Genomic DNA, 14,980 nt, shown 5'->3' with positions numbered 1-14,980 from the left:
ATTAGACAGGCATAGCATCAGACTTGGATAATGAATGAAGTAATTCAGTGCACAATTTTAAGGAGTGACTGCTATGACTCGTCGCCATGTTGGTACCGCTATCGCCGAATCCCTGGCTGCCCACGGCACCCCTCGGGCATTCCTCGTCCCTGGGGAAAGCTTCCTGCCTGTCCTGGACGGGCTGTATAACTCACCTGTAGAAGCGATCGTGTCCCGCCAAGAAGGCGGCGCTTCCTATATGGCAGAGGCTTACGGCAAGGCTACGGGCGAGCCCGGTGTTGCCATGGTCACCCGCGGCCCCGGCGCGTCCAATGCCTTCGTAGGAGTCCACACCGGCTGGCAGGATGGCACCCCAATGGTTATCTTCGTCGGTCTCATCCCCTTCTCTGACCGCGACCGTGAATCCTTCCAGGAATTCGACCCTAAGGCGTGGTTTGGCACTCAGGCCAAGCAGGTTTTCGTCCTCGATGATCCAACGCGCGCCTCCCGCGTCGTGGCAGAAGCCTTCTTCCAGGCCAAGCAAGGCCGTCCCGGCCCCGTGATCGTGGGACTACCAGAAGATGTGCTCTACCAGGACTTTGAAGGCGAAATTGAAGCGCCCATCCCAGTGACGGAGGGGGCCGTTTCTGCAGCGGATGCCGCTTATGTTTCGGAAAAGCTGGCCGCTGCCAAAAAGCCGTTAATTTTTGCCGGCGGCGGCCGGTGGACCCCAGAATCCGCGCGAGCGATCGAAAAGTTCGCGGAAATCAACCAGATTCCCGTGGTGCACGATTTCCGCGCCAGCGACCGCATCTCCTTTTCTTCGCCAGCCAATGCCGGTTGGTTGGGCTATGGCCGCAATGATCAGGCCGCAGAGCTCCTTTCTGAAGCCGATGTGCTACTGGAGGTAGGAGCTTTGCTTACCGATGTCCCCTCCGACGGATATACCTTGCGCCAAGATCCCCATGCGGAAAATATCGTGGTCAACATCGATACCGGCCTACGTGGACATTCCGGAGCCATCAGCCGCCATATCTTGGCTTCCCCCGTTGCCTTGGCGGAAGCCCTCGACAACATCACCACCGGAGAGGTATCTTCAGCGCAATCCGAGTGGTTTAAAAACGCTCGTCGCGCTCACCAGGAGTTCTCCACCATTCCAAGTGAGTCGGACTGGCGAGCAACCTCTGCAGGTACTGCACATATGGAAGCAGTCATTAAGGCGTTGCAAGACCAGCTCCCGGAAGAGGCCATTTTTACCTTTGGCGCGGGTAACCACTGCATTTGGGCACAACAATTTCTGCCCACCCAGCACTACCCTTCTCAACTAGCAGCGCGCAACGGGTCGATGGGTTATTCCGTACCAGGTGCGGTATCGGCGAAATTGCAATTCCCTGAACGCCCCGTGGTTGCCATTGCCGGCGACGGGGAATACCTGATGAATGGTCAGGAACTTGCCACGGCTGTACAATTCGGGGCACCATTTTTGACGGTCATCATGACCAACGGTGAATTCGGTACCATCCGTGATCACCAAAAGAATCACTTCCCAGACCGTGTTTCCGGTACGCAATTGGCTAATCCAGATTTTGCCGCCGTCGCCAAAGGGTACGGTGCCCATGGAGAATCAGTGGATGCGGACGCGGATGTTGCCGGAGCCATCGAACGCGCTTTGACGGCAGTAAATAACGGCATTCCGGCCGTGGTCAATGTGTATACCGATCAGGATCTGTCATTGCCTGCGGCGCGATAAAACCGCGCTATTTAACAGGGTGCTTTAGCCGATAGAGCACCATTCCTATGTAGAACGCATCGGCAGGCACTAATGGTGATAACCCTGTTACTCCATGAAAGTGCTTGAGCCGGTTAATGACTGTATTGCGATGACAATCCAGCGCGCGGGCGGTGCTTTTGATAGAACCGTCCGCAAAATAGGATGTGACTGTATCAATCAACTTGGTGCGTTCTTTGTCCGGCAATCGCTCCATACGGTTTACGGGCTTATCAGTACCGCCGGGAAGCAGATGATACGCATAACTGCTTAAGGCTATGGGCAAAGCTTCCTCGGCTAATATCGGCCCCGCATCCCGCATCACCTCAGAGGCTTCTACCGCCGCCGCCATATCAATAAGCCCGCCACTACACGCGCGCACTGCGCCGATCCCTCGTTGGGCTGGCAGAACAATGCTAGAAACAGCCTTCGCAGTCATCTCACGGGCACGATCTAAGACACAGGATTCCTCTGGTGCTAACGCGTCTGCAGCCTCTGGACTTGCCGTTGGTGCCGCCTCATTACCTCGTGCTGTTGCAACCGGGTAAAAAGCGCAAAAAGCCTGGCGCACATAAATACCCCACGCCAAACCGGCCGCCAGATACGGCGCCAAAGCCTGCTCCAACTGGGCGGCGTGTGAGGGACCAGCAACGAGAACATCATAAACCTCATGCTGTTCCGCCCCTAAGGCCTGGGCAATGGACTCTAATTGGTTCTGACTTAGCTCTGGGGCATTAAACAGTCTTTCCAAGTGACGATGTGCACTGACCCTTGCGTCATTGCGCATTGCCGCTTGTTGCTGCATAAATGCCACCCTGACTTGGGAAGAAATCTCATCAACGGCAGCTTGTACCCGCTCTGCATTTGCGATTAGAGCACGTTGAGTCTGTGGGGTGGAACGCTTGGCTAGCCCGCGCCAAAGAACGATGAAGTCTAGGCGCATAATCTCTACCACCGCAGTAATGGAAATCCCTTGCAGTGCCCGCAAGCGGCCAAATTCCTGTAAGCGCCTATCAAGCGCTGCTTGCTCGCCAGCAGGAAGGGCCGACTCGCCCTGGGGAGCATCCCATAGTTTAGTAATCAATGCGGTAAATACCGCCCGTGAAGTTTCCCGCAAATCCGACTCATCAACGGCGATATCACCGTAGGGGCTGCGTGCTAAAAACTCCGTGATGAACTCATCGACGAATGTGCCCACATCCCCTTCAATACTGCGGACGAGGTCATTCCACTCTGTATCCAGGCTTTCTGCGGGCATTGCACCTCCCATTACCAGCCTCAGCTCTCTCCAACCTCTTTTTGTGCAAATGCACAATGAAAGCCACTATAACCGATCATTTTCTCAAATTCACTAATAAAACGTAATATTACTCGCTAATGTATTTCTTTGTGATGCACACTACAAAGAGCTGAGGAGAGCCTTTTATGTCTGCTACATCGACACAAGACACACCGGAATTTATCGAAGACTTTCATACCATGTCTTCTTTCGGTGCCACCTCAGGCGGCGGAATCGACCGTCAGGCAGCCACCGACGAGGATGCTGCCGTACGCCGCTGGTTCCACACTTGGCTAGAAAGCCACGATTTCCGCGTCGAATACGATGAGATTGGCAACCAATACGGATTGCTCAATTTCATAGACGGTGCTGACTTCGTACTCACTGGGTCCCACATGGATTCCCAACCTCTAGCAGGGCGCTTCGACGGTTCTTACGGAGTCCTGGCTTCCGCCCACGCAGCGCTTGAAGTCAAGCGCCGAGTGGCGGCTGGCGAGCTCACCCCCACCCATAATCTCGCGGTGGTCAATTGGTTCAACGAAGAAGGCTCGCGCTTTACACCTTCCATGATGGGTAGCTCGGTTTATACCGGAAAGATGGATCTCACCAGCGCCTATGAATCAACTGCGCTGGATGGGACCACTGCCCGCTCTGAACTGGAACGCCACGGGTTCATCGGCAGCTTTACCCCACCCAAGGCCGCATCGTATGCGGAAATCCATGTCGAGCAGGGACGCGGCATGGATAACTCCGGTGCCACCATCGGGCTCGTGGCTGAGACGTGGGGCGCCAAAAAATTCCAAGTCACTGTCAGCGGCGAACAGGGGCACACTGGATCCACCCTTCTGGCGGACCGTCAAGACGCACTCTTTGGTGCTTCCATTGTGATTTCGGAACTACGCCGCTATGCCGAAGCCCGCGAAGGACACCCGCTGCAGGCCTCCGTTTCGACCATGAAAGTCCTACCCAATTCCCCAGTCACCATCGCCCGCGAAGTGCAGATGAACCTGGACCTGCGTTCCCCAGACTGGGACACGCTCAATGAGGGCTACGCGGCAGTACGCGACATCGTTAGCAAAGCCGAATTAGAAGCCAAGGTAAAAATTGAACTCACCCCCACGCATGAGTGGAAGCTATCGCCTTACCAACCAGAAGGCGTCCACCTGGCCGATGCGGTTGCCACTGAGCTTGGCCTCAAGCACGAACAAGTCCAAACCGTAGCGGGGCACGACTCGACCAATATGAAAGATACTTGCCCCACCGTCATGCTCTTTATCCCCAGCGTAGACGGCATCTCTCATAATGAGGCAGAGTTTACGAAAGATGAAGATATGGAAGACGGCGTGCGCATGATGACAGCCACCCTGACTGAGCTATGCCAGGGCGCACTTAACGCTTAAATCGCGGACCGTGGCAGTCAAAAGACTGGCTTTTCATTCCATCCGCCCCAATTAATAACTGAGGACCATTATGAGTACCCCAATTCACGATCCGGCGAACACAGAAAACACTGATAATCCTTCCTCGCCGGGTGATAATTCGCAGCAAAAGCAAAAGGACGAAACGACTGGTTCCACTCTTTCCTGGGTAATCACCTTGTTTGGCACCGCCGTTGGTGCCGGCATTCTTTTCTTGCCGCTTAACGCCGGTTCGTTTGGCTTTTGGCCGCTGGTATTTGCCACAGTTTTCATCTTCCCTCTGGTTTACTTTTCTCACCGGACTTATGCTCGGATCGTCAGCGGTGCCCCAAAAGAACAGCACGGCAAAGATGTCCTGGAACTTGTACGCCATTACTTAGGTCGCAATGGTGGACTTTTCATCGCCATTTTGTATTGGTTGGCCATCGTCCCAACGGTGCTCATTTATGGCATCAGCATCACCAACGTGGTCGACAGTTTCATTGTCAACCAGCTCGATGGCCCCAGCATTAACCGGTGGGTACTATCTATCGTCTGCGTTGGCATCATGACTGGCCTTTTTGCCATTGGCCGCAAACCCATGCTGTGGCTAGCGCAAATACTGGTCTACCCGCTCATCATCACCCTGGCTGCCACCTCGTTCTATTTGATTCCAAAATGGGATATCCAAAGTTTTATCCACTTTGAGTATGAAGACGGTGGCTTAAGCATCCTGAAAGGGATTCTGTTAATTCTGCCAGTCCTGGTCTTTTCCTTTTCCCACATGGCAGCGCTTTCACAATTCTCCGTAGATATGCAGCCCACTTACGGCGATAAGACGGAAAAACATGTCTCCCGCACGGAGGTCTATACTGCCGCTCTGCTCGTCGTATTCACCATGTCCTTCGTCTGGTCATGTGTACTAGCCCTGGGCGCAGACGGTATGAAGGAAGCGACCGAGCAAAACATCCCCGTGTTGTCCTATTTTGCGAACATAACGGGCTCCCAGTTCATGGCCTACATGGCACCGATTATCACCATGTGCGCAATCATCTCTTCTTACTTTGGGCACATGTTGGGCTCTGAGGAAGGCACTGAATATTTGCTGCGCATCGCTGTACCTCGATTGGCAAATAAGGTGTCCCGCCGTACCTTGCTCAACATCATTTACATCATTGTGTTTACGGCTACCACCTTAGTGTCCGTCTATAACCCTTCCATCGTGGACATGATTTCCGTGGTCGGTGGCATCTTCGTTGCCTTCTTGGTATACCTACTGCCCGTCTACATGTTTAAGAAGTTTGATGACTATTCCCAGTTCAAGGATGATATCTGGAATTACTTCGTCTTTGGAATGGGCCTTGTCATTATGGCCGTAACGGTCTGGAACCTGATTTAAAGGCCTCCTTCCCTCTCCGTCCTTGTCAATTCAAAAGATTGTCATTATATTTCAACGTCGATCTCTCCACTGCTGACATTCGATTTTAAGGAGAAGCACTACGATGCTACGCGATGATTTGCACAAATTCCCCGACTACAAGCCCGGTAAAACTGAGCCAAATAAGCTCAAGCTTTCTGCAAATGAAATTCCAAATCCACCCCTTCCATCCGTTCTGGGGGCTATGACGCAGGCGGCTTCTGTGGCGAATCGGTACCAAATCAATGGCTCACCAGAACTGCGAGCGGAACTATCGACTTATCTGGGCCTACCAGAAGAAAACATCGCGGTAGCCCCAGGAGCATCTGCCATTGTGCAGCAGGCGGTGATGGCTACCTGCCATACCGGCGACGAAGTCATCTTTCCATGGCGCTCTTTTGAAGCCTATCCGCTGTATGTGCGCATGGCTGGCGCCGAACCCATAATGACTCCGCTTACACATGATGACCGACTAGGCCTCGATGCAGTAATCGATGCAATCACCGATAGAACGCGCCTTATCATCCTGTGCAACCCTAATAATCCCACCGGCACCACCATTAGCCAGGAAGAATTCGAAGACTTCATGGCTCGGGTACCGAAGGACATTGTGGTTCTCCTAGATGAAGCCTACTGGGAATATAACGATGATCCGGATAGCCCAAATGCGGCCAAGGAGATTCAGAACTACCCAAATCTTATTGGTGCTCGGACTTTCTCCAAAGCCTTTGGTCTTGCAGGCGCGCGCGTGGGCTATGGCATGGCATCACCCGAGCTTGTCGATGCCCTCAATCTCCTCGCCTTGCCACTCACTGTCAGCTACATGGGCGAGCTGGGCGCTATCGCCGCACTTCATGCTCAAGATGAGCTGGATGCACGCGTGGATGAAACCAAACGTCAGCGCACCCGCGTGGCACAGGCCCTCGGTGTTCCCGAATCACGCGCCAATTTCGTCTGGCTACCACGAGGTGATGCTAAAGAAGTAGAGCGAAAGATTTCGGAGGAAGGCATTATTATCCGCCGTTACCTCGATGAGGGCGTGCGCGTTTCCATCACCACCGAGGAAGAGACAACAGCCTTCCTCAACGCTTGGGAGCGCGCCGGTATCCAGCCTTGGGAAGGGGAAACCGGCGACTAGGCCGGGTGGTACAAAGGCCAAACCGGCTTTACTTAAATTCGTGAAATTTGTCCACGACCGCCTGCAAGCCCTCGCGCCACAAGTGCTCTGGAATAGCCAGCGAAGGCAGGAAGCGAATGACGTTGTGGTCAAGACCACAGGTCAATATAAGAATTCCTTCCTCCTTCGCAGCGGCGGCAATCTTATGCACCAACTCCGGGTCCGGCTCACCATCCGCTGTGACAAACTCCAGTGCCAGCATCGCGCCGCGACCGCGGAAGTCGGCAACACGCTCATCCTTGATAAGCTCTGCCAGTTCCTCTCGCGCAATGTCTTCCAAGCGGGTGGCACGGGCACCGAAGTCTTTTTCTTCGAATTCTTTAAATGTGGCCAAAGCAGCTGCACAGGCCACCGGGTTACCGGTATAGGTGCCGCCAAGGCCGCCTGGTTGCGGAGCATCCATAATTTCGGCACGCCCAGTTACAGCAGAAAGCGGCATACCAGAGGCAATGCCCTTCGCAGTAGTGATCATATCGGGGACAATGCCCTCATGTTCACTAGCAAACCAGGTACCAGTGCGCATCATGCCAGCCTGGATTTCGTCTGCGATAAAGATGACGTCATTATCCTTACACCACTGAACAATGGCGGGAAGATAACCTTCCGCAGGAACAACGAAGCCGCCTTCACCCTGGATCGGCTCGATGACCACACAAGCCAAATTAGAGGCACCGATCTCTTGTTCCAAAGTAGTAATAGTGCGCTTTGCGGCTTCTTCTCCGCTAAGGCCATCGCGAACCGGATAAGACATCGGTGCGCGGAAGACATCCGGCGCAAATGGCCCAAACCCTGACTTATAAGGGCTTTGCTTGGCGGTCATCGCCATAGTGAGGTTGGTGCGGCCGTGGAACGCGCGGTCCATCACGGCCACACTGGTTTTACCACTGTAATTGCGGGCAATCTTGACCGCGTTTTCTACAGCCTCCGCTCCAGAATTAAATAGGATGGTGCGCTTTTCGTGATCACCGGGCGTCACCGAGTTGAGCTTTTCCGCAACTTCGATATAAGAAGAATACGGTGAGATGGGAAAAGACGTATGAGTGAAATGCCCGACCGCCTCCTGTACTGCCTGTACAACCGCCGGATTAGAGGCGCCCGCAGAGGTCACTGCAATGCCGGAAGCCAAGTCGATGAATCGGTTTCCATCTGCGTCTACAAGGATTCCGCCATCGGCATCCACCACGTAGCCAGGCAAACCTGGATTGAGCCCAGCCGGCAGTGCAGCCTTACGCCGGGCATCCCATTCAGCACTCTTTGGGCCAGGGAGCTGTCCCTCTACCTTGCGCGTTTGCTCCAAACGGTATTCAAGCTCTCGCATATCGTGTCCTTTCCACACAGTGATTTTCAACCTGTCTAAATACATTGTGACCGCCTACATAGATTCTCCTCTACGTACACTATGGTGGAAATTTCCCACTGTGATATACAGACCGTATAGCTACTCCGACAGCAAGCGAGACTTTTATGAGCACCAGTACTTTTACCTGGCTTTTTCACCAAAGCAAACTACAACTGCGCCCGCTTCATTCTCCACACCAGTCTTTCACCACGGTCCAAGCCAGTGAACTTAAAAATCCCACCGAATTCACCAAGGAAGGAGCAGTCGTCCTTACCTTGGGTCTGGCCTTTGAACACTCCCCGGCGGACTTCTCTCTCTACGCACGCACGCTGGCCTCGGCCGGTGTACACGGCATCGGATTCGGAACCGGCTTGGTTTTTTCTAAGGTGCCTCCCGAGCTAGAACGCGCATGCATAGACCATGGCCTTACGCTATTTGAGGTCCCCCGTGCCATTCCGTTCATATCCATCATCAACGCTGTAAATGCGGAGTTCACCCGCCAAGACCAAGAACAACGACGCGTATTTGAGCGCCAACAAGAGCGATTAAATCGTGCTGCGACCCAAGGCATTAATTCGCTCATAACTCATGCCGGAAAAGAGCTACACGCCGCAGTCACCCTCACCGATGCCCAGGGCATTGAGATTGCAAGTGCTACGTATCAAGGACTCGATGCGTTGAAAACAACGAATGATTCCAGTTTCTCTGTCTCGGACTCACCGTCAACGGCACATTCTGTGAACTCTAAAAATTCAGGGAACCTATCCACGGTAACTACCTACTTCCAGAGCAATTCCCAGCATCGTTACGGGCTCACAGTCTGCGCCACCGAAAAAAAGGCTCTTTTGACCGCGCGCTAATCCGACATGTAGTCGGGCTAGCTGGCTTGCTTCTGCAGCCCCCGTGGTCCACTGCACAGGACCTTTTGGGACAGCTAGCCCTAGCTGTGCAATTGGAATCCTCAGTGCCAATGCTCCTAGAGGCTGCATTTTCAACACTCTCCACATCCGATAACGTCACCGCTTACTTAGTGTGCGCTGACACCCCAGCACAGTTACGGCGAGTCCTAGCTTCACTAAAACATACGACCGCACAAGGCGGAACCAATTACTTCCACCTGCCCGTAGATAACTCGGCTGCTCTAATCGTCACCGCCCCCGCAGACGATGTATCGCAGGAAAAAGTACTTTCCGCACCCAATCTTCCAACAGTGCGTGTTTCAATCCTTCCGCGAATACCCTGGCGCGAAGTCAATCCCGAGCTAATAGCGCAGATGAATAAACATGCACATAGCCTTGACCGCGGGACGAGCGGCGTCTACTCATCACCCGCACCAGATTGGCTACATAACCCGTACGTCCGCGAGGCACTAGAAAAACGCCGCCGCACCACCATAGATGTCTTAGCTGATTACGATACCAAGCACGGCACACAACTACTTCCCACTCTTCAAGCATTCTTGCTCGCTGGCTCTCAAATCGCTTCCGCCTCGGAACGCCTCGCGGTCCACCGACATACCGTGCGCGCCCGAATCGGAAAAATTCAAGCACTCTGCGGAGTCGACCTCGCAGATCCGATTGTTAGCGCTGAGCTCCTACTCCTAGTGGTCAGCGACTAACTCTCCCGAACCTGCACATCATCGCTTCGTTGGTGACGGCCTCCCATGAACCCACCGAGGGCAGTCGCAAGAGCAATAATGATGAGGATGATAATGGCTGGAACTATGGATTGTTCTTCATAAAAGGAGTTCAACCAAGTAGCAATGAGTGGCAAAAGCCCCGAGATTGCCCCTGATACGTTGTAGCTAATAGCCATTCCGGAATAACGAAGATTGGCTGGGAACATTTGTCCCAATAACACACCAATAACAGAATAAGGAATGGTGGCAAAGCAAATCCCCAAAACGATGGCCACCGTTACCAATGCCATATTCCCAGTGTCGATCATTAGCCACAATGGCCATGCCGCAATAGCGGTTAAAATGCCGCCGAAGACAACCACTCGACTGCTGCCAATCCTCTCTGCAAGGCGGCCTAAAAAGAACAAGATGAGTATCTGGAATACAGCGGCCAAGACAGTCGCATTGACCAATGACTGCCTTTCTAGCCCAAGCGCCGAAGAACCATAACTCAGCACGTATGTGTTCATCACGAAGAATCCACCGATACCCAAAAGCGCAGCGAGAGTCGACCACAAAAGCTGAGGCGCGCATTGAGTAAACAGCTCCTTGAGCGAACCTTTTGGTGCGCTTTCTGCTTCATTTTCCAAGGCCCGAAATACAGGAGATTCTTCAACCTGCATACGAATCCATAGCGCTACCCCGAGCAAAGGGAAAGCTGCAAGGAATGGAATTCGCCAACCCCAAGAATCTACTTGGGCATCGTCCAGCATAAAGACCAAGGCAAAAGCACCGGAGGATAGCAATGTACCTGCAGGCGAACCGACTTGTACGAGCGCGCTTCTCTTCCGGTGCGTGTTCGATAGCGAGCGTGGTCGCGCCACCCCATTCACCACCAACTGCAATACCTTGCAGAAGCCGTAACAATGTCAGCAGGATAGGCGCGGCGATGCCTATGGCAAAGTAATCTGGGAGGACACCTACCAGCCCAGTTGCAGTACCAATAACCACAATGGAAAGAATCAATGCGGGGCGGCGTCCCCATCTGTCGCCCATTTGACCAAACAGCACGCCGCCTAGCGGACGAGCTAAAAATCCCACACCAAAAGTGGCAAAGGATGCCAACGCCGCGGTTGCCGGGTCCCCTGATGCAAAAAATAGGTGATTAAAAATCAGAGCCGAAGCTGTACCGAATAAGAAGAAGTCATACCATTCCAAGGCAGTACCGACGAATGCCGATAAGGCAATCCGTCCCATATCTTGGCTTACGACTTCCTCACTTATATTTTCCTCGTTCTGGTGCGTCCCAGAAAGGGCCGTTTTGTGTGGTTCGGACAACTTTTTCTCCGTTCATTAGCTTGGCCAACACTTTATACAGACTGTGACCCAGCGCAAATAAACTTATAACAAACCTAATTTTTTACAATATAATCATCTTCATATTGGATAAATGCACAATTCAACGAGCTTTACCGGCAATCCCTCCCCCTGAAGATTTCCCACCTGTTAGGGTGTGACCCAAGCAACCATAGGGAGTTACGATGCAGTTCAGCACTATTATCCGCAATGTTCATCTGCCCTTAACGGAGACGAACAGGCTATACGATATCGCCGTTTTCGGGGAACAAATCGCCAATATTGCCCCAGCGGGAGAGGCCCCTTTCGCTTCCTCAGCTCACACAGAATTCGATGCCGAAGGAAGCTATGCCCTACCTGGCTTCAACGATGTCCATGCGCACTCGGTATGGTTCGGCGAAACCCTCTTAGAGATTAGCCTTGCTGATGCGCGTAAATGTTCCACCGTGTATGACGCCCTAAAGCGATCACTCGATGAGGTTGAGGGTGAGTGGATCATCGCCTCGGGCTTTAACCCACATCTGTTGAATGACGGCCCCCTCGATATCAATACCCTCGATTCCATTACCAAGGGGCGGCCCCTCCTTATAAAACACAATTCGGGGCACGCAATAACAGTGAACTCTGAGGCCTTAGAACGCGCCGGCATTGGCACCCACCCTGAACAAAAGATCGAAGGGGGAACCATCAATGTGGATGAAAGCGGAAAGGCTACTGGAGTACTAGATGAAAATGCTATGCGCCCGATTAATGAGCTCCTCGAGCCGAAGTCCCTTCCTCACTTGGAAAAGGCATTAGCGGCGGCATCCAAGGTCTATGCCGCAGAAGGCCTTACCTCTGTCACCGATGCAGGAATTGCCGGTGGATGGATTGGGCATTCCCCGCTTGAACTGCAGGCTTATCAAAATGCTCGAGACAATAATCTTTTACGACACCGTGTACAGACGATGATCACACTAGACGCCTTGCACGACCTTCCCCATCACGCCGATGATCCAAAAGCTCTGACCCTCGATACCGGAATGCGCACGGGATTGGGAGACAACCGCCTACAAATTGGACCTACGAAAATTTTCACAGATGGGTCCATCCTCGGGACGACGGCGGCTATGACTCATGACTATTGTCAGTGTGCGGGAAATTCCGGTTATTTCCAGCACGACCCAGAAGCCATGCAAGCCAGCGCACTGCGTGCTGCCGCCTCTGGTTGGTCTTTAGCCATGCACGCACTCGGCGATGCTGCCGTAGACCTCGCTATCGACACCATCGACAAGGCAACCGCCGCTTATGGCCGCCCTACCATTCCTCACCGCATCGAGCATGGTGGGGTCACCACTGATGCACAGGTACAACGCATCGCAGAACTCGATATCGCATTAGCCCCTCAGCCACATTTCATTAAGGCTTTCGGCGATAGCATGGCAGAGCTCTTGGGGCCGGACCGAGTTAAAGATTCTTACCCAGCTAAGAGGTTACTAGATGCCGGCGCTGTGCTGCCTGGAAGTTCTGACCGACCTGTAGCTGAAGGGGCCCCATTAAAGGTAATTCAATCTTTTGTAGAAAGATTGACCTCTTCTAATAATGCATATTCCCCTGCTGAGCGCATAAGCGTACGGCAAGCTATCGATGCCTATACGATTGGTTCCGCTCGTGCTACCGGTTGGAGTGGACACAAGGGCAAAATTGAAGAAGGATTCCTTGCAGATATCACCTTCTTGCAACACAACCCGCTTGAAACCCCGACTGAGGAACTATCTACTATTCCGATTAATGCAACTATGCGTGGTGGAGAAATCATTCATCGCGCATAGCGTCATCGCCCAATAATTCGCTTAGGTCCCGCGCATCCATGCCGTGCTTATGCATGGCGACGCGCCCGTGGGAGTGCTCGATGCCCTCGCGGTCCCAGTATTCTTCCGCGCGAACGGGATCGTGGCAGGCACCATTGGCGCGGACCACGCGCCACCAGGCGGCGTTACCACCGTGCTTATTCATCACGGTGCCGACATTGCGGGCCCCGCACCCGGCGAGTTTTGCCACCTCCCCGTAGGAGGACACATTGCCGGGCGGGATAATGGCCACTATGGCTAGCACGCGCTGTGCCAAATCAGAGGAGTCTGACATAAACGCCTCTTTCCCCGCGCTTAGTCCCTGGTGGGGTTGAGCACGTCATCGGATTCGGTGGGTTCATCCTCGGGGGCGTCTTCGACCTCGGTCAGGGTGATGGTCGCCCCAGTGGAATCCGCGAGCAAGCACATGCGCCCGAAGGGGGAATCCCATGGTTCACGGATGATTTCACCGCCGAGCTCTACCGCTTTCTTGGCGGCGGCATCGATATCGCGCACCCCTAGGTAGGTCTGCCAGAAGCTTGGCACCTGGGGTGGGAACTGGCCTTCGGCATTCCACAAGCCTGCAAACGGGGCGCCGTCTTCTTCCGCGGTGGCGTAAATGAAATTCTCGTCCTCGGACTCCATGGCGCGAATCTCCCAGTTGAATAGCTCGCCATAAAAGTCCATGGCCTGCTGGAATCGCGTTGTGGCGGTCAGCTCGTGCCATACCGGGGTGCCGGGTTCGCCACCGGCAACGAAGTGCTCCGGGCCGGAGGGCTGGATGAGACCGAACATGCCACCGGCGGCATCGGCAAGCAAGGCCATGTGGCCCAATTCCACGGGCTGGGGCGCAGCCAAGATGCGCCCGCCGAGGTTCTCCGTGCGCTGGCAATCGCCGTCGATGTCCTTGGAGAGGAAATAGGTCATCCACGTATCCGGCATCGGCGCCTCGTCCGGCTGTGGGATGAGGCCAGCGATGGGAAGGCCCTGCAGGCGCGCCATCTGGTAGGGGTTTTCCTCCTGGGACTCGGCAGAGATTTCCCAGCCCAAGACCTGCTCATAAAAGTGGGCGGACTTGCGCGGATCCGAGGTGGTCAGATCGATCCAGTAGGGCATGCCTACTTCGGCTTCAAATGCGGGCATTTATAGATTCCTCCACTTTTCCGGATCAAAGTCATCGTCTGCGGTGGCTTCATCAAAATAGTCATCATCGTCGGGCTCGCCCACGCACGCGCAGGTGCCTTCGATGCACACCTCATCGCCAATCTGCAGCGTGGCGCCGCGGCGGGTTTCGGTTTCACCGTTGACCGTCACCGCACCTTCTGCGATAAGTTCCTTGGCTTCACCACCGGTGCCGACCAAGCTAGCCAGTTTAATAAACTGGCCCAATTTGATGGACTCGCCAGAAATTGCAACCTCAAGCATGCCGCCCAGCTTACCCAGAGCCCGTTCCCGCGCGGCTATGGGTGGGGGTGGACAAACTTAGTCACGCGCGCGCAGCGAGACCGCCGTGCCCGTGGCGGTGACCAAGAGCATGTCATTATTGGTGCCCATTGGTGAATAGTCGAAGGCGATGCCCACCACGCCATCGGCGCCCAATTCCTGGCCGCGGCGCCACAATTCATCCAACGCCGCCTCGCGGGCCTTGATGGCTTCGCTTTCATAGCCAGAGGCGCGACCGCCGGTGATATTGCGTATCGATGCCCCGAAGTCTTTGAGCATATTGATACCGGTAACGGTCTCACCAGCGATGATGCGCAGGTATTTGGTGATTTCATAACCGTCGACGGTATTTGTGGTAGTAAAAATCATAACTTCAGG

General features: G+C 54.0%; 15 protein-coding genes. 7 read left to right on the top strand and 8 right to left on the bottom strand.

The genetic code is table 11. The features are described 5' to 3' along the window. The first annotated feature begins 73 nt into the window (after nucleotides 1–73). Complete coding sequence (locus tag HMPREF1261_RS02920) at nucleotides 74–1,729, top strand: thiamine pyrophosphate-dependent enzyme (protein WP_023029912.1); 1,656 nt, start codon at nucleotides 74–76, stop codon at nucleotides 1,727–1,729. A 7-nt stretch (nucleotides 1,730–1,736) separates the two neighbouring features. On the opposite strand, the gene HMPREF1261_RS02915 is transcribed toward HMPREF1261_RS02920, so the two are convergent. Further along, nucleotides 1,737–3,005, bottom strand: coding sequence for a helix-turn-helix domain-containing protein (locus HMPREF1261_RS02915; protein ID WP_023029911.1), 1,269 nt, complete (start codon nucleotides 3,003–3,005; stop codon nucleotides 1,737–1,739). Nucleotides 3,006–3,172: 167 nt separating this feature from the next. Between HMPREF1261_RS02915 and HMPREF1261_RS02910 the strand changes: the two genes are divergently transcribed. The 3 genes from HMPREF1261_RS02910 (at nucleotide 3,173) to HMPREF1261_RS02900 (ending at nucleotide 6,978) form a co-directional block, all read left to right on the top strand. Next, nucleotides 3,173–4,426, top strand: a complete 1,254-nt coding sequence (locus HMPREF1261_RS02910; protein WP_023029910.1) for a M20 family metallo-hydrolase — start codon at nucleotides 3,173–3,175, stop codon at nucleotides 4,424–4,426. A gap of 70 nt (nucleotides 4,427–4,496) precedes the next feature. Then, a complete protein-coding gene (locus HMPREF1261_RS02905) occupies nucleotides 4,497–5,822 on the top strand; it encodes an amino acid permease (protein WP_023029909.1) in 1,326 nt (441 codons plus the stop codon). 103 nt (nucleotides 5,823–5,925) lie between these two features. Next, nucleotides 5,926–6,978, top strand: a complete 1,053-nt coding sequence (locus HMPREF1261_RS02900; protein ID WP_023029908.1) for a histidinol-phosphate transaminase — start codon at nucleotides 5,926–5,928, stop codon at nucleotides 6,976–6,978. Nucleotides 6,979–7,006: 28 nt separating this feature from the next. On the opposite strand, the gene gabT is transcribed toward HMPREF1261_RS02900, so the two are convergent. Next, complete coding sequence (gene gabT, locus HMPREF1261_RS02895) at nucleotides 7,007–8,335, bottom strand: 4-aminobutyrate--2-oxoglutarate transaminase (protein WP_034657856.1); 1,329 nt, start codon at nucleotides 8,333–8,335, stop codon at nucleotides 7,007–7,009. A gap of 146 nt (nucleotides 8,336–8,481) precedes the next feature. Between gabT and HMPREF1261_RS12135 the strand changes: the two genes are divergently transcribed. Then, a complete protein-coding gene (locus HMPREF1261_RS12135) occupies nucleotides 8,482–9,216 on the top strand; it encodes a PucR family transcriptional regulator ligand-binding domain-containing protein (RefSeq protein WP_023029906.1) in 735 nt (244 codons plus the stop codon). 413 nt (nucleotides 9,217–9,629) lie between these two features. Continuing rightward, entirely contained in the window at nucleotides 9,630–9,974 is a 345-nt protein-coding gene (locus HMPREF1261_RS12840; protein WP_198012705.1) for a helix-turn-helix domain-containing protein, read from the top strand. Here the strand turns inward: HMPREF1261_RS12840 and HMPREF1261_RS12950 are convergent. Both HMPREF1261_RS12950 and HMPREF1261_RS12945 read right to left on the bottom strand, forming a co-directional pair. Further along, nucleotides 9,971–10,756: an MFS transporter gene (locus tag HMPREF1261_RS12950; RefSeq protein WP_369707748.1), complete on the bottom strand. Its 786-nt coding sequence runs from the start codon at nucleotides 10,754–10,756 to the stop codon at nucleotides 9,971–9,973. The two genes, HMPREF1261_RS12840 and HMPREF1261_RS12950, sit on opposite strands and share 4 nt — an antisense overlap. Beyond that, complete coding sequence (locus HMPREF1261_RS12945) at nucleotides 10,647–11,312, bottom strand: MFS transporter (RefSeq protein WP_232207974.1); 666 nt, start codon at nucleotides 11,310–11,312, stop codon at nucleotides 10,647–10,649. Before HMPREF1261_RS12945 ends, HMPREF1261_RS12950 begins: the two co-directional genes overlap by 110 nt. Nucleotides 11,313–11,515: 203 nt before the next feature. On the opposite strand from HMPREF1261_RS12945, the gene HMPREF1261_RS02880 reads away from it, so the two are divergent. Further along, nucleotides 11,516–13,141 (top strand): amidohydrolase, encoded by a 1,626-nt coding sequence (locus HMPREF1261_RS02880; protein ID WP_023029902.1) that lies wholly within the window; start codon nucleotides 11,516–11,518, stop codon nucleotides 13,139–13,141. Here HMPREF1261_RS02880 and HMPREF1261_RS02875 read toward each other — a convergent pair. The 4 genes from HMPREF1261_RS02875 to HMPREF1261_RS02860 are packed head-to-tail and all read right to left on the bottom strand — an operon-like array spanning nucleotide 13,125 to nucleotide 14,971. Next, complete coding sequence (locus HMPREF1261_RS02875) at nucleotides 13,125–13,454, bottom strand: MGMT family protein (RefSeq protein WP_023029901.1); 330 nt, start codon at nucleotides 13,452–13,454, stop codon at nucleotides 13,125–13,127. The two genes, HMPREF1261_RS02880 and HMPREF1261_RS02875, sit on opposite strands and share 17 nt — an antisense overlap. Nucleotides 13,455–13,474: 20 nt before the next feature. After that, nucleotides 13,475–14,302, bottom strand: a complete 828-nt coding sequence (locus HMPREF1261_RS02870) for a VOC family protein (RefSeq protein ID WP_023029900.1) — start codon at nucleotides 14,300–14,302, stop codon at nucleotides 13,475–13,477. Next, entirely contained in the window at nucleotides 14,303–14,584 is a 282-nt protein-coding gene (locus HMPREF1261_RS02865) for an RNA-binding S4 domain-containing protein (protein ID WP_023029899.1), read from the bottom strand. A 57-nt stretch (nucleotides 14,585–14,641) separates the two neighbouring features. Next, nucleotides 14,642–14,971, bottom strand: coding sequence for a YbjQ family protein (locus HMPREF1261_RS02860; protein ID WP_005276253.1), 330 nt, complete (start codon nucleotides 14,969–14,971; stop codon nucleotides 14,642–14,644). Between the last annotated feature and the right edge of the window lie 9 nt (nucleotides 14,972–14,980).

Origin of the sequence: Corynebacterium sp. KPL1818 (assembly GCF_000478135.1) — a bacterium.
GTDB classification, from domain to species: Bacteria; Actinomycetota; Actinomycetes; order Mycobacteriales; family Mycobacteriaceae; genus Corynebacterium; species Corynebacterium accolens.
Note: the sequence above shows the minus strand (reverse complement) of the source record. Positions and strands in the feature narration are given on the sequence as shown.